This window comes from Rhodococcus sp. HM1, from assembly GCF_023218075.1.
Classification (GTDB): domain Bacteria; phylum Actinomycetota; class Actinomycetes; order Mycobacteriales; family Mycobacteriaceae; genus Rhodococcus.
This window is the reverse complement of the sequence record NZ_JALPTB010000019.1, coordinates 46,045-69,027: the sequence shown is the minus strand read 5'-3', so window position 1 is coordinate 69,027 and position 22,983 is coordinate 46,045. Positions and strand designations below refer to the sequence as shown.

Sequence of the window (22,983 nt, the reverse complement as noted above, 5' to 3'; positions counted from 1 at the left end):
TCGCGCCGGCTCCTACCCGCAGTCCGGTACCGACACGGTCACCGCCGGATCGTCGACGAGGGGCTGCACGGGGACTCTCGCTTCGCCCGCGACGGCCGGTTCGGTCAGCTCGTAGACGACCTCGGACGTCGCGCCCTGCAGGACGGGAACCTGGACGCCGAAAACGGGATGTCCCAGTTCGCTTCCGGTGAAAGCGAACGTCGGCCTGCCGTCGACGGTGACCCTGTTCAGCCGGGCACCGTGGGTCGCCAGCAACGACAGGTCGGTCAGGTTGGTACCGACAGGTGCGCCGATCGGATTGTCGAACATCCCTGCCACATAGGTGGTGTACTCGCCGGCCGGCAGAGCGTTCGTCAGCCGAACGGTGACCGTCGACGTGCGGGTCTTCCCGTCACAGGTGCCGGCGGTGTAGTAGATCTCCCGTTCCAGGTAGTAGTCGAGCTTGTTGCCACCCAGGTTGTTCACCACGACACCGGCATACGGCGCCGGATCGTCGGGCACGGTGTGTCCGAGTGCGGTAGCCGCCAGCACGTCCTGTTCGGCACCGTGCGAACTCCACACGGCGAGTCTGCCTTCACCGGCTGCGCGACCGAGAGCCTGGAGCAGTGCTCGCGGCCGGGCGATGTCACCGGTGAGCTTCTGGACGACCTTCCCGGCGACGGTCTCGAGGTACTCCTTGCGGGCCTTCTGATCGTCGCCGAATCGCGCGTATGCGGTGGATCCGGTGAGTTCGACGACGTTTTCGGCGGTGATCTTCTCGCCGTCCGGCATCGTGACGGCGCCGACGACCTCGAGGACGTAACTCAAGGCGACGGGGTCGGTCGCGATCACTCCGTCGACGAGCTCTCCCGATTCCTGCTGCCAGATCGACTGCCAGATCCGGGCTGCGTAGGGAAAATGCGAGCTGACGTTGCTGTTTCGGAAGTCCTGCGTCGGCCGGCTCTGCCCGTAGAGCCGCGTGAAGTCCGGGCCGAGGTCGATCGGTGCATAGTCCGGGCGAAGCTCGCGGTTGCTCGCCACGTCGTCGACGCGGACACGGCCGTCCTCGGCGCGGACGATCGCGAATCCTCCCAGCAGGCCGCCCGACCCGCGCGCTTCGACATTGGTTTGAAAACCCAGGAAATAGCTGCGGGGCCCCTCGGCGCCGAGCATCGCGGGTGCGATCCGCGCCGCGACGGCGGTGTTCTCCAGGAGGCCCTTCAGTTCCGCCGTCTGCTCCTGCAGCTGGGTACGGGCGCGATCGACAGCCCCCACATAGGTGCCGTCGACGCTCCGGGCCTGCGCATCGAGGTTCGTCATCGCCTCGGATGTCGCGTCCAGGATCGGCGCGGCAGCTCCGAGAGCGGTGAAATCGATTCGGGCGCCGTCCAGAAAGAGACGATCGGGGGAGACGGCGGAGCCCGCGTCGACGACCGGTCGCAGTACCTCGGATGTGAGGCCCGTCACGACCTCCGACATCTGCGCGGTTGCCGAAAGCGGACTTCCGAGCCACGGCACGGCGGCGGCGATCCGCCACGGTGGCGAATGCGTGGCATCCCGGGCGCGCTGTGCGTACCGGTTCGCGTCCTCCGCCGCAAGAATCGCTGTTTCCGAATCGCCGGACAGAAGAGCGTCTTTGGACCGGACAGCGAAGTCTCGCGCCTGCTCCAGGCTCGATTTGGCCTGCAGTGCCTCGTATCCCAGCCATGCTGCCGTACCGGCCACGAGGCAAACGGCTGCGCCACACGAGATTCGGACCGCGGCGCGCCGTCGGCGGTATCGCGTGATCTCCTCCTCGGTGCGTCTGCGTCTGACCTTGCGCCGCTGTCGCCCGGGTGAATGTGACCCATCGGTAATATCGCTCATGCGAACACAACCCCTTCAGAATTCTCGTCGCAGACCATAACCGAGTTTCGAATCGCCGGTCGTTCAAGTGGTGTCGATGGCCAACGATAAGTACACTTGCGAACCATCGGTCGTCGACGTTGTTGGGAGGCTTCGTCGCGATCTCGGTCGGGGAGGTCTCTTCGTGTTCCACTCGTCCGTGGTTTGTCGTTGTCGGGCGATGTGAGGGGAGGACAGTGCGTCGTACTCTGCTGTCTTCGGTCCAGCGCGGTCTCTGGTACGCCCAGGAACTGCAGCCGGAAGTACCCTTCACGATCGCCCAATATGTCGAACTGAGAGGCGATCTCGATACACGGCTGATCCGCACGGCGTGTGAGCAGGCCGCGCGGGACGTCGAGTCCGGCTTTCTCTTCCTCGAGAGAATCGGAAACCACACGTATCAGACGGTCCGGCCGGACGTCCCGGATTCGGTCGGCTACGTCGATCTCCGCGAATCCGAGGATCCGGAGAGCGCAGCGCACCGGTGGATGACCCGGACGTACTCCCGTCGTCTCGATCCGTTGCGCGACAGGCTCATCGGAACGACACTGTTGCAGTTGGCCGACGAGAGGTTCTTCCTGTCGAGCTACGCCCACCACATCGCACTCGACGGGCACGGCGCCATGGTGATGCTCGAGCGCAGCGCCGAGCTGTACACGGCCTGGGTCGACGGTGCCGAGCCACCACCTTTCCGCGGCCTCACCGTCGCCCGGTTGCGCGAGATGGATGCCGCGTACGAGGTTTCGGATCGGCGCCTGCGGGACCGGGCGCACTGGATGCAGCGACTCGCCGATCTGCCCGATCCGCTGTCGCTTGCGGACGGGTCGTCTCGGCCGGAAGGATCGGCGCCGCCACGGATGCCGTGCCGGCACACCGGAGCACTGCTCGAGCCCGCCACGGCCCGGGCCGTCGCCGCCCTTGCACACGAGGTGAACTCGACGGATGTGCCCGTCGTCGTTTCCGCCTTCGCCGCCTATCTGGCGAGAACCACCGGAACGTCGGATGTGGTACTGAGCCTTCCGGTCTCGGCGCGGACGACCGCGTCGCTGCGCCGGTCCGGTGGAACGCTGTCCAACGTCGTGCCGCTGCGGCTGCAGGTCGATCCCGGCCTGACACCCACCGAGCTGATCCGGCGGGTGCAGGTGGAGCTGACGGGAGCCCTGCGGCACCAGCGTTACCGGTACGAGGACATGCTCGCGGACCTGCGAGAGCTCGGCCGGGAGCACGGAGATACCCGCAGCGCGTTCGGCCCGGTCGTCAACCTGATGATGTTCCACCCGCAGATCACTTTCGGTGAGATCGTCGGCGACTTCCACGTACAGTCCACCGGGCCGATCGAGGATCTGTCCGTCAATGTGTATCCGGGCGTCGCCGGCCGCACCGTCCGGGTGGATTTCGAAGCCGATCCCGCGCTCTACAGCGAGGAATCACTCGCTCGGCACCACCGGTTGTTCCTCGATCACCTGGCCCGGTTCGTCGCGAATCCCGATCGCGCACTGGGCGACCTACCGTTCGGGGATGCGGCGGACCTGGCCGGGCTGGTTCCCGCGCACGGCCCCGAGGCAGCGGCACCGGAACTGCTGCCGGATCTGCTCACAGCCCATGCCGACAGCGACGCGATCGCGGTGCGCGATGCCACGTCGTCCCTGACCTATCGCGAGCTCGATGCCCGTTCGAACGACCTGGCGCGACGGCTCGTCGCAGCCGGAGCCGGACCCGAAGACAGGGTCGCGGTGATCCTGCACCGCTCGGTGGAGTCGGTGGTGGCACTGTGGGCCGTTGCGAAGACCGGCGCGGCCTATACGCCGATCGACCCGGATCTGCCCGGGGCGCGCCTGAACGAACTGCTGCGTTCCGCCGAGATCGTGGTCGCCGGGCGGGACGTCGTGCTGCCCGCGCACGTCACCCTCGTAGCGCCGTCCACCGGACGCGCCGCTCCCTTCACTCCGGCGGACCGGCTCCGCGACCTGCACCTCGACCATCCCGCCTGGGTCATCCACACGTCCGGGTCCACCGGTGTGCCGAAGGCGGTCGCCGTCACCCACAGGGGAGTGGCCTCGCTCGTCGCGACCCTGCGCGAGAAGTATTGCGCCGATCGCGAATCGCGCGTGCTCCACCTGGCCGCGCCCACGGTCGACGCGTCACTGCAGGAACTGCTGCTCGCCTTCGACGCGGGCGCGACCGTGGTGATCTGCCCGGCCGACGCGGTCGCCGGTCCCGCGCTCGCAGATCTGCTCCGACGGGAGGCGATCACCCACGCGATCACGGCCCCCGCGATCCTGGCCGCCACCCCGGAAGCGGACCTGCCCCACCTCCGGGTCGTCGACTCGGGCGGCGAGGCCCTGTCCGCGGCGGTCGCCGACCGCTGGTCGCCCGGCCGGATCCTGCTCAACGCCTACGGCCCCACGGAGACCACGGTGCTGGCGACGGTCAGTGACCCGCTGCGACCCGGTTCCGGAGTGCCGATCGGGCGTCCGATCGCCGGCACGGCCGCCTACGTGCTCGACACCAGGCTCCACCCCGTCCCTGCCGGTGTGGTGGGCGAACTGTATGTCGCGGGACCGGGGGTCGCCCGAGGTTATCTGGATGCTCCGGCTCGCACCGCCGAGCGGTTCGTCGCGGGACCGCAGGGGGAGCGGGTCTACCGCACCGGCGACCTCGTGCGCTGGACCCGGGACCCCGACACCGGCGAACGACGCCTCGACTTCCTCGGACGCGCCGATCGCCAGGTGCAGATCCGCGGTCGGCGGATCGAACCCGGCGAGATCGAAGCGGTGCTCACCTCGTTCGCCGAGATCACCGCGGCAGTGGTCGTCGTGCACGGTGATCGCCTCGCCGCGTACGTCGTTCCTGCCGAATCGGCGGTCGTCGACGTGGCCGAGGTGACGGCACGGCTCGCCCGGCGGCTGCCTGCCCACCTCAGGCCGGCGACGACGACGGTCCTCGAGGCGTTGCCGCTGACGCCCGGCGGCAAGATCGACCGGCGTGCGCTGCCCGCCCCCACCATCGAACCCGCGATCGGACATCGACCCCCGGCCGGACCGAACGAGACGCTCGTCGCCCGGTTGTTCACCGAGATCACCGGGGTCGAGGGCGTGGGGGCCGACACCGACTTCTTCGTCGTCGGCGGACATTCGCTCACCGCAACACAACTCGCTGCGGACCTGGCTTCCGCGCTGGGGCGCGACGTGCGGTTGCGGGACGTCTTCGACCATCCGACCGTCGCTCGTCTCGCTGCGGCCGCCGCCGAGCGACCGCGCGCGGTCGATCCGGATGTCCGGTCCGAGGAACCGGGGCCGGCGCCGCTCGCACCCGCCCAGTACCGGTTGTGGCTGCAGGCCCGCGCACACGGTGACACCGGCGCGTACCACCTGCCGTTCGTTCTGCATCTCGACGGGGATCTGGACGTCCCGGCCCTGCAGGTCGCGCTGACCGATGTGGTGATCCGCCACCGGGTGCTGCGCACCGTCCTGCCGCTGTCGTCGGCTGGGCCCGTGCAGCGGGTCCTGCCGATCGCCGAGGCGCTTGCCGCCTTCCGCATCGTTCCGGTCCAGGCGGCTCCGGACCACGTGGAGGCGCTGGTCCGGCAGTGGACCGCGGCGCCGTTCGACCTGGCCGGCGACGTGCCGCTGCGCATGCGGTTGCTGCGAACGGGTCCGGACCGGCACGTGCTCGTCGTCGTCGCGCACCACGTCGCGGTGGACGGTGCATCGTTCCTTCCCCTGACGGTGGATCTCGCCACCGCGTATTCCGCGCGGCGCTGCGGTGACGCCCCGCCGTGGACCCCGTTGCCGCTGCACTACCACGACCACGCGCGCCGGCACCGGGACCGGCTCGGAGACCCCGCCGACCCGGCCGCTCTCGCATATCGCGAACTCGAGTACTGGAAAGACGCTCTGGCCGGGCTCGATTCCGCGCCTTCGGTGCCCACCGACCGTCCCCGTACCGGAACGCCCGGAGCTCCGGCCTCCGTCGAGTTCACCGTGCCCGCCCGCCGGGTCGCCGCGCTCCGGACGCTCGCGGCCCGGTACGACGCGACGACCTTCATGGCCGTGCACGCCGCCGTCGCCGTGTGGTTGTCCGCGTGGACGGGGGAGCGAGAAGTCGTCGTCGGTACCGGTGTCGCCGGCCGCGATCATCCCGACCTCGCCGGTCTGGTCGGGATGTTCGTCGGTACCGTCGCCCTGCGCGTCACCGTCGACCCCGAGGCGCCCTTCACCGCCCTGCTCGCCGATGTCCGTGCCACCGACGTCGAGGCATTCACCCACGCGAACGTGCCGTTCGATCAGGTCGTCGAGAGTGTCGGGTTCGGTCCGCTCGGGGTGATGCTGAGCTACGACAGTCTGCCGCACACCGACCCGGTGCTTCCCGGACTCGACGTGAGAGTGCAGGAATTCCCCTCCGTACGAGCACGTTTCGATATCGAACTCGACGTCCGCGAAACCGGCGACGGTGCGCTCGCCGGGCGTCTCGTGTACGACAGCGCCTTGTTCGAACCGGACACGGTCACGCGATGGGTGCAGCGACTGGGCACCGTGATCAGTGCAGTGGCCGCCGACCCCACGGAGGCCGTCGGCGACATCGACCTCGGTGCCGTACCGGTCGTGCTCGCACCGGCCGGTCCCGTCGCAACCCTGGCGCAACTGCTCGGCGACAACCCGGCGCGGGTGGCAGCTCCCGGTGGAGTACCGGTCGAAATCCGTTCCGCGGCACGACCGCTGGCATGGGAACTGCTCGGCCGGGGAATCGGGCCGGAGGACCGTGTGGCGGTGCTGCTGCCCCGCTCGATCGAGTCGGTGCTCGCGATCGCCGCGATCGCGCTGACGGGTGCCGCGTTCGTACCCGTAGACCCGGGCCAGCCCGCCCCGCGGATCGCCGAACTCCTCGCCGCTTCCGGCGTCCGGCACGCGATCAGCGACCCGGGCACCCCGGTCCCGGCGGGGATCGAATCGATCCCGTTCGTCACGCACGGATGCATGCGCGAGATCACCGACGCGGACCGGACACGCCCCGTGCATCCCGACCACGCCGCCTACCTGGTGTACACCTCGGGGTCCACGGGTCGGCCGAAAGGCGTCGTGATCACCCACCGCGGACTGGCGCCGCTGGCACGGTCGCTGGTCGAGCGGTTCCGGCCGGCGCCGGACGCACGGGTGCTGCACTTCGCGGCCCCCGCATTCGACGCCTCGGTGCTCGAGTACCTTCTCGCGCTCGCCTCCGGCGGAACCCTCGTGGTCGCACCGGACGACGTATTCGGTGGTGACGAACTCCTGGAACTGCTTCGGGCAGAGCGGATCACGCACTGGTTCACGACACCGTCCGTGCCGGCCCGCCTCGACCCGGCCGGTCTCGACGACCTGCGGGTCCTCGCCGTCGGCGGCGAAGCGTGGCAGACGGAGACCGCGGCGCGCTGGGCACCGGGCCGCACCGTGCTGAACGTCTACGGACCGACCGAGACCACCGTGCTGGCCACCGCCAGCCCGCCGCTGACGCCCGGTGAACCGCTGAACCTCGGGACGGGGCTCGAAGGCGTCACCCCGATCGTGCTGGACCGGCGTCTGCGGCCCGTCCCGATCGGTGTCACCGGCGAGCTGTACCTGGTCGGGGCGGGCCTGGCCCGCGGCTATCTCGATGCGCCCGCCCTGACGGCGGAACGGTTCACGGCCGATCCCTTCGGCGGCGGACGCATGTATCGCACCGGTGACCTCGTCCGCTGGTCCCCACACGGCGACCCGGGACCGGTGCTGGAGTTCGTCGGGCGCGCCGACCAGCAGATCAAGATCCGCGGATTCCGCATCGAACCCGGCGAGATCGACGCAGTCCTGGCCGCGCATCCGCAGATCACCACAGCCGTCACGATCGCACACGAGGGACGGCTCGCCGCATTCGTGACGGGTTCCGGCGACGTCGACCCGAAGGCGATCCGGAAGCACGTCGCGGCACGGCTGCCGCGGCACATGGTGCCGACCACGGTCACCGTCCTCGACGCGATGCCGCTGACCTCGACCGGCAAGATCGACCGCGCGGCTCTGCCGGTCGCGGACATCGCGGTCACATCCGACGGCGACGGATACCGCACGGTCACCGAGCATCTCGTCGCGACGGTCGTCGCGGACGTGCTCGACGTGCCGACCGTCGCACCGGGCGACGACTTCTTCGCGCTCGGCGGGAACTCGCTGATCGCGACCCAGTTGGCGGCGCGGCTCGCCGGCATCGTCGGACGGCGCATCGGAGTACGCGAGATCCTGGAGAACCCGGTCGTCGCGGACCTCGCCGAGGCGATCACGAACACCGCAGCGGAACAGCGCGTCCCGCTGGTCAGCGAGATCGACGACGCCCCACAACCACTCGCCCCCGCACAGCAACGCATGTGGCTGGTCAACCGTGTCGACACCGCAGCCGGTGCCGGCGGCGACCACATAGCGTTCGTCGCCGAACTCGACGGCGACGTCGACCTCGGTGCCCTGCAGGCCGCCGTCGCCGATGTCGTCGACCGGCACGCGACCCTGCGGACCGTCCATCCCGACGGACCGGACGGCCCGCGCATGCACGTGCTGCCCGAGATCCCGGTCGAGCTCGCTCCCGTGGAGGCGGCAGACCCGGACCACGAGATCGCCGACTTCGCGCGGCGCCCCTTCGACCTGACGACCGAACCGCCTGTTCGTATCCGCCTGTACCGCACCGGCACCCGGGATCGCCTGGTCGTGGTGCTGCACCACATCGCCGGCGACGGGCTGTCCCTGCGACCGCTGGGACGCGACGCCGTCGCCGCCTACACGGCACGCCGCGCGGGAGTCGCCCCCGGCTGGACGCCCCTACCGGTGACCTACGCCGACTACGCGCGCTGGCAGCACCGGACGCTGGGCGCACCGACGGACCCGGACGGCCTCGGCGCACGACAACTCGCCTACTGGGCGCGAATCCTCGGCGGTGTCCCGCCCCTGCTCCCACTGCCCACCGACCGCCCTCGGATCGGTGCCGACACCGGTGCCGGCCACATCGAATTCGACGTCCCCCTCGAATTGCATTCCGCGGTGGCGAAACTCGCTCGCGCCCACGATGTCACGCCCTTCATGATCGTGCACGCGGCCCTGGCACTGCTGCTGGCGTCACTCGCCGCCACCGACGACGTCGTCGTCGGCACCCCTGTCTCCGGCCGCACCGACGCGGCGCTCGACGACGTCGTCGGCATGTTCGTGAACACGGTCCCACTGCGGCTGACCGTCGATCCACGGGAGACGTTCGCCGGGTTGCTGACCGAGGTGCGCCGCGTCGATCTGGAGGCATTCGCCCACGCCGACGTCCCGTTCGATCGCATCGTCGACACGGTCGGCCACTCCGCGACCGGCCACCATCCCCTGATCCAGGTGATCCTCGCCTACGAGTCCTTCGACACCGGAACCCGCACCGTTCCGGGCCTCGCGACCGTGCGCGAGATCCCCCCCGACACCGCACGGGTGGACGTGGAGATCACCCTGCGCGAGACGTCGTCCGAGACCGGGGCTCCCGCGGGGTTGAACGGCACGCTCACCTACGCGTCCGGCCTGTTCGACGCCGGTACCGTCACGGCGTGGGCGGCGTGGTTGGTGTGCATCCTCGAGATCGTGACGGCGGACCCGACGACGGCCGTCGGAGCGGTCGATCCGCGAGGTCCGGTCGCCGAACCGGAGAGCGAACGGGCTCCGCGTCCGGACGGCCGGTCGCTGCCCGAACTCTTCCTCCGCCGTGCCGCCGCGACACCGGAGGCGGTCGCGGTCGTGGACGAGGGCGCCGCACTGACCTACGCCCGACTGCGGGCGCGATCCGGTGCACTGGCTGCGCTGCTCGCCGAGCGCGGCATCGGACCGGAGGACGTGGTCGCGGTCGCCCTGCCCCGAACCGTCGACCTGGTCGTCGCGATCGTCGCGGTCGCCCGGTGCGGGGCGGTGTACCTGCCGATCGACGTCACCCATCCCGACGCCCGGCTGCGCGCACTGCTGGACGATGCCCGTCCCGAATTGGTGGTGTGCGACAGTGATTTCCGCGCGGCCGGAGGCATTCCGACGCTCGACCCGTCCGCCGCCCTCGTGCAGGACGGCGACCACGACGCATCCGCGGATCCGGACCACGGCGCCTACCTGATCTACACCTCCGGGTCCACCGGCGCCCCCAAGGGAGTGCTCGTCACCCACCGCAGCGTGCTGAGCGTGTTCGCTGCGACGATCTCCCGCTTCGGATTCGGCGAGTCGGACGTGTGGACGATGTTCCACTCACCGGCCTTCGACTTCTCCGTGTGGGAGATGTGGGGCGCTTTGATCACCGGCGGACGTCTCGTCGTGGTCGACCACCTCACCGCCCGGGATCCCGCGGTGTTCGCGGCCCTGCTCGAGCGGCACGGGGTCACCGTGCTCAACCAGACACCGACGGCTTTCGTTCAGCTGAGCGCGGCCACCGCGCCTCCGGAATCGCTGCGCGTGGTCGTCTTCGGTGGGGAGCCGCTCGACCCCGAGCTGCCCCGATCCTGGCAACAGCAGCGGCCCGAACTCGTGATGGTGAACATGTACGGCATCACCGAAACCGCCGTCCACGTCACGTGCGGTCCGGCCGTGACGCCGGGTGTCGGTGCACCGCTGCCCGGGGTCGGGATGCACCTGCTCGACGCGGCCCTGCGCCCGGTACTTCCCGGCAGTGCCGGCGAGATCTACATCGCCGGTGACCAGCTCGCACGCGGCTATCGCGGCCGTCCGGGAGCGACCGCAGCCAGATTCGTCGCCGGCCCCGGCGGCACGCGCCGTTACCGGACCGGAGACCTGGCCCGCCGGACCGGGAGCGTCGTGCACCACCTCGGACGCGCCGACCAGCAGATCACGCTGCGCGGCTACCGCATCGAACCCGGTGAGATCGAAGCGGCCCTGCTGCGCTGCCCGGGCGTCACGGCGGCCGCGGTGATCCTGCGCGACGATCGGCTCGTCGCCTATCTGGTCGGCGGATCCGCTGCCGATGCGCTGCGCGAGGTCCGCCGCACCCTGCCCGAGTACCTGGTTCCGTCCGCCGCGGTCGTGCTGGACGCGCTGCCGCTCACCGGAAACGGGAAGCTCGATCGCGCGGCCCTGCCGGAACCCGGTGCTTCCTCTTCCTGCGGCCGGGCGGTGCGCGGACCGGTCGAGGAACTCGTGGCAGGGGTGATCCGGGAACTGCTGCGCGACACCGGATCCGAGGTCGTCCCGGCCGCCGACGACAACTTCTTCCACCTCGGCGGCAACTCCCTGCTCGCGAGCCGTCTCGCCGGGCGCCTCAGCGGCATCGCCGACGCCGACGTCACCGTCCGCGACGTCTTCGACGACCCGACCGTCGCGGGTCTCGCCGAGTGCGTCGCCGAGCGTGCCGGCCGGGGACGCACACGGATCCCGATGACTGCGGGTGGTGACGCTCCGGCGCCTCTCTCACCGGCGCAGCGGAGGCTGTGGTTCGTCAACCGGTTCGATCCTGCTTCGGCGGCGTACAACCTGCCGTTCGTGTTGCACCTCGACGGGCCGCTCGACGTGGACGCGTTGGCCGCCGCGGTGTCCGACGTCCTCGATCGGCACCGCACGCTGCGCACGGTCCATCCCGAGGCCGACCGGCAGATTCTGTCGCCGGTACCGCGTCCGCCCTTCGAGACGATCGACGCCCCGGGCGGGGAATCGGAGCGGCTGATACACGAATTCTGCTCTGCCGGATTCAACCTCACCATCGACCTGCCGGTGCGGATGCGGCTGCTGCGCCTCGCGGCCGAGCGGCACGTGCTCGTCGTCGTCGTCCACCACATCGCCGCCGACGAATGGTCGCTCACGCCGCTGCTGCGCGATCTCGTCACCGCCTACACCGCGCGCGACGACGGTCACCACCCGCGGTTCGAGCCGCTGCCCCTGCAGTACACCGATTTCGCGCGATGGCAGCACGCGATCGCCGACGGCGAGGTCGAGCACTGGCTACGTGTCCTGGCCGATCTGCCCGACGAGGTCACCCTGCCCGGCGACCGTCCGCGCCCCGCCCATGCGAGCGGCCGTGCCGCCGTTCACCGGCTGCTCCTGGACAGGGACCTGAGCGGGCAGCTGGTCCGGCTGGGACGCGACCACGACGCCACCGTGTTCATGGTGGTGCACGCGGCCCTCGCGACGTTGCTGGTCCGGCACGGTGCCGGTCGCGACATCCCGATCGGCACCGTCGTCGCGGGGCGGTCGGATCCGCGGCTCGACGACGTCGTCGGGATGTTCGCGGGCACCCTCGTGCTGCGCACCCGGGTCGAGCCCGGGGTGCGGTTCGCGGATCTGCTTGCCCAGGTCCGTGCCGTCGATGTCGACGCCTACACCCACCCGGACGCGCCGTTCGAGACACTCGTCGAGCGGCTCGATCCGCCGCGCACGGCGGCACGTCACCCGCTGTTCCAGGTGGCACTGTCGCACCGCCGCCCGGCCGTCGCGGGTGTCGTCCTGCCCGGTGTCGCCGTGACGGTCGCGCCGGGTCCGGACGACCACGCGAAGTTCGACGTGCAGCTCACGGTCACGGAGACCGCGAGCGGTATCGAGCTGGAATTCGCCTGCGCAGCAGACTGTTACGACGACGATACGGTCGCGACGTTCGCGGAGCGCTTCGACACGATCCTGCGTGCGGTCGTCGCGGATCCGGAGACGCGGATCGACGACATCGACCTGCTCTCCGCCCGGGAACGCGCCGCGTCGGCCCCGGCGGTGGGACCGGCTGCGCCGCAGCCGCACTCGCTGTGGCAGTTGTTCGCCGCCGGCGCCGCGCGCGCGGGCGCCGGCGGCGCGGTGCGCGACGGGTCGCGGGAGCTGACCTACCCCCAGCTGCTCGACCGAGCCGAAGATCTCGCGGCCCGGCTCCGGGCAGCCGGAGCGCGAACCGGGGACGTCGTCGTGTGCGCCCTGCCCAGGTCGCTCGAAACGGTCGTCGCGACATGGGGCATCGCCCGCCTCGGTGCCGCGCCGATGTTCGTCGATCCGGCACAACCCACCGGACGGCTCGCCGCGATGCTCGACGGCGTGATGTACGGGGTTGCAGCACAGAAGGACTCGTTGCCGTCATCGGTGCAGTGGCTCGACATCCACGAGACCGGCGCGGTCGCGGCCGAACCCGCCGAGGTTCCGGAGCCGCACCCGGACGCGCCCGCCTACCTCGTGTTCACCTCGGGTACCACCGGGAATCCCAAGGGAGTCACGATCGGCCACCGCGCGGTCGCGGCACTCGTCGCGGACCTCACCGAGCGTTTCGCGGCGGGACCGGGCGATCGCGTGTTACAGGTCGCCGCACCGAGTTTCGATGCCGCAGTGCTCGAACTGCTCGTTGCGGGCACGGCCGGTGCGACGCTGGTGGTAGCCGGCCCGGACAGCTACGGCGGCGCGGGTCTCGGCGATCTGCTCGCCCGCGAACGCATCACGCATGCGTGCCTCACGCCGTCCGTGCTCGCGAGCCTGCCCGCCCGTGACCTCCCGGATCTTCGGGTGCTCATGCTCGGCGGCGAGACGGTCCCCGCCGAAGCGGTCGCCCGGTGGGGTACCGGCCGTGCGCTCTACAACGGCTACGGTCCCGCCGAGGCCACGGTCTTCGCGACCTGTTCGGCGCCGCTGACGCCCGGGGACACACCGGTGATCGGTCACCCCGTGCGCGGAGTCGCGGCCGTGGTGCTGGACGACCGGCTGCGGCCGGTGCCCGTCGGAGTGGTGGGTGAGCTGTATCTGTCGGGGGAGCGGCTCGCCCAGGGCTATCGCGGGGCACCGGGGCGGACCGCGGAGCGTTTCGTCGCGACCGACCACGGCCGGATGTACCGCACGGGTGACCGGGCACGGTGGCGCCGCGACGGCACCCTCGAGTACCGCGGCCGCAGCGACGGCCAGGTCAAGCTGCGGGGTGTCCGCATCGAACCCGGCGAGGTGGATGCCGCGCTGCGTCGCCTCGCGGGGGTCGAACAGGCCGCGACCGTGGTGCGCGACGGGGCGCTCGTGTCGTACGTCGTACCGGCGGACGTCGACGCCGGGCAGGCCAGGTCCCGGTTGTCTCGGACGTTGCCCGGTCACCTGATTCCGTCCGTCGTCGTCACCCTCGACGCGCTGCCGCTCACCTCGCACGGCAAGCTCGACGTGGCCGCGCTTCCGGCGTCGGCCCGCCGCGGTGGCTCCGCACCGCGGACCGGAACCGAATCCCTCGTGGCCCGTGTCTGCGCCGACGTCCTCGGGGGCAGCGCGCCGGTGGGACGTGACGACGACTTCTTCGCCGTCGGCGGGAACTCGCTGCTGGCCACGGTCCTGGTGGGACGGCTGCGTGAGGAGACCGGCATCGCCGTGCCGCTGCGCACCGTGTTCGACCATCCCACCGTCGAGGCGCTCGCCGCGGCGATCGATGCGGGAGGGTTCGACGTCGCCGCCGGACCGGTCGCGGTGGCGCCCCGGCCGTCGCTCATCCCGTTGAGCCGCGCCCAAAGACGCCTGTGGGGACTCGGCCGCCTCGACCCGGGGGCGTACCGGTTACGGGCCGAGATCCGGCTCGGCGGCCCGCTCGACCCGGTCGCTCTCGACGCCGCGATCGGCGACGTGCTGGACCGGCACGAGATCCTCCGGACCCGATACGTCGTGGCCGGCACGGACGTGCATCAGGAGGTACACGAACGTCCCTCGGTGGTCGTGCGATCCTGCGATTCCGGCCGCGCGCCGACGACCGCGGGCCGATCCGACACCCCGATCCGGGTGGAGCTCGAACGGCTCGGCGACGACCTGCACGTCCTGCATCTCGACGTCGACCATTCCCTGGCGGACGGAGCGTCGCTGCGACCGCTGCTCGGGGATCTGGCCGAGGCCTATCTCGCCCGCACCGCCGGGCACGCGCCCCGGTGGCTACCGCTGCCGTTGCAGTACGCCGACTACGCGCTCTGGGAGCACGCGCGCGGAATTCCCGCCGCGGACGTCGACCACTGGCAGCGGGCCCTCGACGGACTGACCGTTACCGAACTCCCCACCGACCACACCGGCGGCGAGCCGGTCGCGGGGACGATCGAATTCGCCGTTCCGGCCCCCGTCCGCGACGCGGTCGCGTCGCTCGCCCGCACGACGGGCGCCACCGAGTTCATGGTCGTGCACGCCGCGCTGTCGGTGCTGCTGGCCCGCGTCGGTGCCCAGCACGACGTCGCGGTCGCCGCCGTCGTGTCGACCCGCCGCTGGGCGCAACTCGACGACCTCGTCGGACCGTTCGTCGAGACCCTGATCCTGCGCACCGCAGTGGCTCCCGACCGGTCGTTCACCGAACTCGTCGAAGCGGTCCGTGCCTTCGACGTCGCGGCCCTCGATCACGCGACGGTGCCCTACGAGCAACTCGCCGGAATGCTCACGGGACCGCCGCCGCAGGTGGCGCTGGCGATGCAGGACTTCGATCCCGGCCACGCGCAGCTCGGGGATCTCACCATCGCAGCGCGCGAAATCGTGGACGACACACCGAAATTCGACCTCCAGTTCACCTTCGCCCCGAGCGGTGACGGATACCTCGCGGCGCTGCGGTTCGATCGATCCCGGTTCGCCGCCGCCACGGCCCGGACGCTGGCCCGGCGGTTCACCGCCGTGCTCGCCGGGCTCGTGGACGATCCGCACGCATCTGTCGGCGACGTACCGTTCGACGTCGCCGCCCCGTCACTGACCGGTGGCGCGCCGGTTGCGCCGCGACTCCTCGCCGACCTCCTGCGCGCGGCGGCCGCGGCCCACCCCGCACGAGAGGCCGTGCGCGGAGACGGAATCGCGCTCACGTACCGGGAATTGGACGCCGCGTCCGATGCGCTCGCCGCCGAATGGTGTGCCGCGGGAATCGGTCCCGGCAGCGTCGTCACGCTCGGCGAGACACGCAGCGCCGACCGTATCCGCGCCCTGTGGGCGGCGACCAAGACCGGCGCTGCCTTCACGGGATCCGCGGCCGCCAGCATCTGCCCGCCGAACGTCGCGTACATCGTGGCGACGTCGGGTTCGACGGGCGCCCCCAAACTGGTCGCCGTCACCCACGTGGGACTCGCACCGCTGGCGGCCGAGGCCGCGGCTCGCTACCGCGTCGGCCCCGGCGACCGGGTGCTGCAGGGATACCACCCGGCGTTCGACGCGGCGCTGCTCGAGGTGCTGCTCGCGCACACCACCGGCGCCACCCTCGTCGTGGCACCGTCGGACGTGTACGCCGGGCAGGACCTGCACCGGCTGTTGCGCGAGGAACGCATCACCCATTACCTGTCGACGCCGACGGTGCTGGGCACCCTCGATCCGGCCGGTTTGCCCGACCTGCGGGTCGTTGCATCCGGCGGTGAAGCCCTTCCCGCCCGGCTCGCCGAACGCTGGGCCGCGGGCCGGCTGATGCTCGACGCGTACGGGCCGACCGAGTCGACGATCGTCGCGACCCTCACGGAAATCGACGGTCACGGGGCGGCCGGGATCGGCGAGCCGATTCCCGGCACGACCGCACACGTCCTGGACGCGCGCCTGCGCCCGGTGCCCGATGGCGCGGTCGGTGAGCTCTATCTCGCGGGCGCCGGGCTGGCGCTCGGCTACCTCGACGCCCCGGCTCTCACCGCGGAACGGTTCGTCGCGGCGACCGGCGGGCAACGGATGTACCGCACCGGGGACCGCGTGCACCGCCGCACCGACGGAACCCTCGCGTATCTCGGCCGGACCGACCGGCAGCTGAAGATCCGTGGGGTCCGTATCGAACCCGGCGAGCTCGAGGCTGCGCTGCTCGGCGTGGACGGCGTCCGGCAGGCTGCCGTCGTCGCGGTCGACGACGCGCTCGTCGCGTTCGCCGCCACCGGCGTCACCGCCGACGAGGTCACCGCCGCGATCGCGGAAATCGTTCCGCCGCACCGTATGCCGTCACGAGTGCGGGTGGTGCCGCAGCTGCCCGTCACCCCCAACGGCAAACTCGATCTCGACGCGTTGGCCGGGCTCGACACGGCAGCAGCCGAGGTCGCGGAACCCGAATTGACCGCCGCCGAGAAGTTGGTCGTCACGATCACCGAGGACGTGCTCGGCATCCGTCCGGCCGCGCACCGCGGATTCATCGCCGCCGGAGGCGATTCCCTCGGCGCGGTCGTTCTCGCCGCCCGCCTGTCGGACGCGTTCGGGACCGAGGTGCCGACGCGGGCGGTCCTCGAGGCGCCGTCCCTCGCCGCGCTCGCCGCCCACGTCACCACCGGACCGGTGCCGCCGCCGCTGCGGCGCGCCGACACGACCGGCCCGGTGCCGATCGCCCCCGCCCAGCGACGCCTGTGGCTGCTGTCGCGTACCGAACCCGACGCGCGCTACATCGTCCCGGTGGTCCTGCGCGTGACCGGCGACCTCGATGTCGATGCCCTCGCTACGGCCGTGCGCGATCTGTGCGACCGTCACGAGATCCTGCGCACCGCCTATCCCGACGGCAATTTCGCACTCGTGGATTATCCTGTCCTCGAACATATTTCGACATCGGACCCGGATCGGGCCGTCACCGAGACGCTCACCGCGCCGTTCGACCTCGATACCGAACCACCGCTGCGCATCCGCCTGCTCGACGTCGCCCGCGACGATCGCATCCTCGTCGCTGCGGTCCATCACATCGCCTTCGACGGTGCCTCCGTCGGGCCCCTGCTCGCCGACCTGCAGACCGCCTACCGGGCTCGCGTGGGCGGAACGCCGCCGACCTGGCAACCGCTGCCGGTGACCTACCGCGACTATGCACGCCGGCAGCACGAGTTCCTCGGAGACCACACCGAACCCGGCTCGGCGGCGCACCGTCAGCTCGACTACTGGGCGACGACCCTGGCAGGGGTACCGGACACGCCGCTCCCGCTGCCCACCGACCGTCCCCGCCCGGCCCGGCCGACGTTCGAGGGGGATGCGACCGCAGTACACCTCGACGCGGAGTTCCACACCCGGTTGCGCACCGTCGCCCGCGCCCACGACGTGACCACCTTCATGCTGCTCCACGCGGTCCTCGCGGCGCTGCTCGCCCGCCGCAGCGGTCGATCGGACATCGTCGTCGGCACGGCGGTCGCGGGACGCAGCGATCCGCGGCTGTCCGCACTCGTCGGCATGTTCGTCGGCACCGTCGCGCTGCGCACCCCCGTCGACCCGGCCGCCACCGTCACCGACCTGCTGCGCAAGGTGCGTGCCGCCGACCTCGGTGCGCTCGCCCACGCCGACGTCCCGTTCGAGCAGGTCGTCGAGCGGCTGGCCCCGCACCGCGACAGCGCACACCATCCGCTGTTCCAGGTGATGCTCACCCATCGCCCCGGTGGAGCCGAGAACCCCGTGCCCCAGCTGCCCGGCATGCACATTCGCGACACCGAGCTGGGAACCCCACCGGCACTGTTCGACCTGTCCTGGGAGATCGTCGAGGACCACACCGGCGACGAGGCGCACGGACTCGACCTGCGCGTCGTCTACGCCACCGACCTCTTCGACGCCACGACCGTCGAGACCCTCCTCGCGGAGTACGTGGCGCTGCTGGACGCGGCGCTGGCCACCCCCGGCCGACCCGTCGGCGACCTCGCCGTCCCCGACGTCGAGCCGATCGGCGCGGCCGAGGTGACCCCGAGAACCCTGCGGGAGATCCTGGCCGGTACGGCCGTCGCCCATCCTCGAGCGATCGCCGTGCAGGCCGGATCGGTCGCATGGACCTACGCCGAACTCGACGCGCGCGCCGGGAGGATCGCATCCGAACTGGTGGCGCGCGGGGTCGGCCGCGGCGACCTCGTCGCCGTCGCGGTGCCGCGCGGTGCGTACTGGCCGCTCGCCGTCTGGGCCGTCACGCGGGCCGGGGCGGCCTGGGTGTCGGTCGACGTCCACCAGCCGCCCGCGCGGAGCGAGGCGATCCTCGCCGATTCGGGTGCGACCGTCGGCCTGACCGTGCCGCAAGCCGCCCCGGCCGGCCGGTTGGGCCGCGAGGCGGTGGAATGGATCGACATGACCGGCTCGTACGCCGGGTCCCCGCCGCCGGAACCGCAGCAGACGGTCGACGACCTCGCGTACGTCATCTACACCTCGGGCACCACCGGCACTCCGAAGGGTGTGACGGTGCCGCATCGCGGAATCACCGCGCTCGTCGACGTCCACCGCCGACGGCTCGGGATCTTCCCCGGCGACCGCGTATTGCAGGCGGCGTCGACCACATTCGATGCCGCTGTTCTGGAACTGCTCGGCGCGCACGCGCACGGCGGCACGCTGGTGATCGCCGACGACGAATCGTTCGCCGGTCCCGCACTGCAGCGCCTCCTGATCGAATCGCGCGTCGATCACTTCTGCCTCACGCCGACCGTGCTCGCCACCCTCGACCCGGACACGCTGCCACCCGCCACGGTGATGGCGGGCGGCGAGACCCTGCATCCGGCGCTCGCCCGGCGCTGGTCGCGGCACCGCCTCTTCAACGGGTACGGGCCGACCGAGCTGACCGTCATGGTCTCGTGTGCCGGGCCGCTGACCGATACCCCGGCGAAACCGGCTGTCGGCCTTCCCGTTCCGGGGACGACCGGTTACGTTCTCGACGCGCGGCTGCACCCGGTTTCGCGCGGAACGGTGGGGGAGCTGTACGTCACCGGCGCCGGGCTCGCCCGCGGATACCACCGTCGGACCGGCCTCACCGCAACGCGATTCGTCGCCGATCCCTTCGGTAAACCCGGCGGCCGGATGTACCGCACCGGAGACTTGGTGCGGGTCGGCGCCACCGGCGAGTTCGAACACGTCGGACGGGTCGACGACCAGGTGCAGATCCACGGTATCCGGACCGAACCCGCCGAGGTCGACGCGGTGCTGCTCGCCGCCGAGGACGTCGACGCCGCGGTCACCGTCGCGGTGCCCGCGGCGGACGGAAACATCTGTCTCGCCTCGTATGTCCAGGGCCGTCCCGATCCGGACCGTCTGCGCCGCCGGCTCGCCACGCACCTGCCGCGTCATCTGCGACCGGCCACCGTCACCGTCGTCGACGCACTGCCCCTGCAGCCGTCCGGCAAGGTCGACCGCGCGGCACTACCGGCACCGGACCCCTCGTGGTCCGCCGCGAACCACGTTCCACCGAGCGGACCGACCGCGCGCACCGTCGCCGCCGTCTACGCGCAGCACCTCGGCATCCCGGTCGGTGCGGTATCGGCCGACCGCGGATTCTTCGATCTCGGTGGCAGTTCGCTCGGCACCGTCGCGGTCGCGGGGGAGTTGTCCGAGGCGCTCGGGCGCACCGTTCCGGTCGGCTGGTTGTTCGACGCCCGGTCTGTCGACGAGCTCGCCCGCCGGATCGATTGCGACGCCACCGCGACCGCGAATCCGGACCCCCTTGCGGTGCTGGTGCCTCTCGGGGCGGGTGACCCGGACGTGCGGCCCCTGTTCTGCGTGCATCCGATCAGCGGATTGGCCTGGTGCTACGCCGGTTTGGCTGCGCATCTGGACGGTGTACCCGTGTACGGGCTGCAGGCGGTCGGACTCGATCCGATCCCCGGCTCGATCTCGGAGTTGGCCGCGCACTACGTCGACCGGATCCGCGCCGTGCAACCCGACGGTCCCTATCATCTCCTCGGATGGTCCGCCGGCGGCACGATCACGCACGAGATCGCGGTGCAGCTGCGCGCGGCGGGACACCGCGTCGCACTGCTCGCGCTGCTCGACACGTTCCCGGCGGAGTTGGTGCCGGACGTGCCCGAGCCTGCCTACGGTGAATCCGAGATCGACACCACCGGATTGCCGGACGCTCTCGTCGCCCGGGTTCGCGAGCGTGCGGACACCGCCGCGGTGACCGTCGAAACCGCCCTGCGCCAGCATGTTCCGGGCGTCCACGACGGCGAGATCCATCTCTTCACGGCCGAATCCGAGCACCGCGGGCCGGCCGCGCTCGCCGCGGCGTGGAACCGCCACGCAACCGATGGTGTGGTGGAACATCCACTGCCGTTCGCACATTCGGATCTGACGACGCCGGACGCGCTTCGCCGGATCGCGCCCGCGCTGATGCAGCACGGGCAGTTTCACAGTAATTGCCACCAATTCACGCCCGCCGGGCGTAGTAGCAGTGTCATCGGAACGAGGGAGACACCCTGATGGAAGTACACGACTACCTGCGAATTCTGCAGGCACGATGGAAGATCATCGCCGTGACGACGGTCGTGGTGTTGCTCGGCGCACTCGGCGCCTCGCTCCTCGCGACACCGCAGTACCAGGCATCGACGCGGCTGTTCGTGTCGACCTCGTCCGGCGCGTCGGTCAGCGAGATCTACCAGGGCAACCGGTTTTCGCAGGAACGCGTCGCCTCGTACACCAAGCTGCTCACCGGCACGACCGTGGCGGGACGGACGCTCGACGCTCTCGGGATCACCGATCTGACTCCGGCCGGGCTCGCGGCCAAGGTCAAGGCGTCGTCGGCGCCGGACACCGTGCTCATCGACACCACGCTCACGGACACGTCCCCGGAGCGCGCCCGCGATCTGGCGAACGCCCTGTCCGACGAATTCGTCATGATGGCACGTGAACTGGAGACCCCGGAGAACGGGGGCGCGCCCGCGGCACGCGTCGTCGTCGAGCAGTACGCGACCACCCCGGCCGCTGCGGTGTCCCCGAACACGAAACGCAATCTGGTGCTCGGGCTTCTGGTCGGTCTTCTGCTCGGCATCGGTGCCGCCGTCCTGCGTGACCGTCTCGACAACACGGTCAAGGATCGCAAGACGGCCGAGGACATCGCCGGTGCCGGCCTGGTCGGGACGATCCCGCTCGACAAGGAGCGTCAGAACGAGGCGGCGATCGTCTTCCGGGACGCGAATTCCGGTAGCGCCGAGGCATATCGCGAGCTGCGCACCAATCTTCAGTTCCTCGACGTGGACAACCCGCCCCGTGTTCTCGTCGTCACCAGCGCCCTCCCGGCCGAAGGCAAGACCACCACGGCCATCAACACCGCCCTGGTGCTCGCCGAGGCGGGGCATTCGGTGGTGCTGGTGGAGGGCGATCTGCGCCGGCCGCGGGTCTCGAAGTACCTCGGTGTGCTCGGCGATGCCGGGTTCAGCACCGTATTGTCCGGCCGGGCCGGGCTCGACGATGTGCTGCAGCCGACTCGGTTCGAGAATCTGACGGTGCTCGCCGCGGGGACGCTGCCTCCCAACCCGAGCGAACTCCTCGGATCCGCAACCGCGAAGCATGTCATCGCGGAACTCCGCGCACGATTCGACTACGTGATCATCGACGCGTCGCCGCTATTGCCGGTGACCGACGCGGTCGTGCTCAGTGCCGCCGCGGACGGCGCACTCGTCATCGCACGACACGGCAAGACCACGCGCGAACAGATGGTCCGCGCCGTCGGCAACCTCGATAGTGCCGGTGTGCGGGTGCTCGGCACCATCATCACGATGACCCCGTCGAAGGGGCCCGGCGCCTACGAATACCGGTACTTCTACGAGTCCGACGATTCCGGCAAGGCGACGACCCCAGCCACGGTCGTGGCGGCCCCGCGCGTCGAGTCGGAGGCGGCACCGGTCCCCAACCCGGTCCCCGCCTACACGGTGGCGCCGAGTTATCCGGAGGTGGTGCTTCCCCGGGCAGGGGAGCGGCCGGTGGTGCAGGCGCGGATGCGGCCGCTCAACGGAAGCTCAGTCGCGGATCCGGGTCAGCAGGGGCAGTAGAAGATCTGCGATCTCGCTTCCGACCGTGGCGAAGGTCTCTTCGTCGCAGCCGATCGGATCGGTGATGTCGTCGAGCCCGGGTGCCGTCGCGTGCACCCGGGCCGCCGACAGTTCTGCGACGGTCGAGGCGCCACTGGCCTGCTGCAGCCGGGCTGCCTCGCGAAGGGTGAACGTGACGCGCATCATCCGCGGGGCCGCGGTGATCACCGCCGAGCGATGGGCTTCGGACATGGTCAGGACGAGGTCGGCGTCCTCCGCGATGGCCGGGGTCAACCGGCGGGCGGTGAATCCGCGCGGGTCGCCGCCGAGTTGCTGCAGCACCAGCGCGGCCGTCGATTCCATACCGTGACCGACCAGGGCGCGGGTGCCGGCGCTGTGCGCGGTGAGATCCGGTCGCCCGGCCTCGGCGGCGAACGCCGTGGTCAGAAGCTCGGCCGTGGGCGATCGGCAGATGTTTCCCGTGCATACGAAGAGGACCCGCATCGCCTGATCCTATGCAC

At 70.9% G+C, this 22,983-nt stretch carries 4 protein-coding genes; 2 read left to right on the top strand and 2 right to left on the bottom strand.

From position 1 onward, the window contains the following. Positions 1–12: 12 nt before the first annotated feature. Complete coding sequence (locus M1M07_RS12425; RefSeq protein WP_248674346.1) at positions 13–1,845, bottom strand: DUF4012 domain-containing protein; 1,833 nt, start codon at positions 1,843–1,845, stop codon at positions 13–15. A gap of 215 nt (positions 1,846–2,060) precedes the next feature. On the opposite strand from M1M07_RS12425, the gene M1M07_RS12420 reads away from it, so the two are divergent. Continuing rightward, a complete protein-coding gene (locus tag M1M07_RS12420) occupies positions 2,061–20,915 on the top strand; it encodes a non-ribosomal peptide synthetase (protein ID WP_248674345.1) in 18,855 nt (6,284 codons plus the stop codon). After that, positions 20,915–22,483: a polysaccharide biosynthesis tyrosine autokinase gene (locus M1M07_RS12415; protein WP_248674344.1), complete on the top strand. Its 1,569-nt coding sequence runs from the start codon at positions 20,915–20,917 to the stop codon at positions 22,481–22,483. The genes M1M07_RS12420 and M1M07_RS12415 overlap by 1 nt, the downstream gene beginning before the upstream one ends. Here M1M07_RS12415 and M1M07_RS12410 read toward each other — a convergent pair. After that, entirely contained in the window at positions 22,451–22,966 is a 516-nt protein-coding gene (locus M1M07_RS12410) for a protein tyrosine phosphatase (RefSeq protein ID WP_248674343.1), read from the bottom strand. The two genes, M1M07_RS12415 and M1M07_RS12410, sit on opposite strands and share 33 nt — an antisense overlap. Positions 22,967–22,983 lie beyond the last annotated feature (17 nt).

What these genes read in the sequence shown, in the direction of transcription:
- M1M07_RS12425 (WP_248674346.1), bottom strand. Translation starts at nt 1,845, where the DNA reads ATGAGCGATATTACCGATGGGTCACATTCACCCGGGCGACAGCGGCGC.
- M1M07_RS12415 (WP_248674344.1), top strand. Translation starts at nt 20,915, where the DNA reads ATGGAAGTACACGACTACCTGCGAATTCTGCAGGCACGATGGAAGATC.
- M1M07_RS12410 (WP_248674343.1), bottom strand. Translation starts at nt 22,966, where the DNA reads ATGCGGGTCCTCTTCGTATGCACGGGAAACATCTGCCGATCGCCCACG.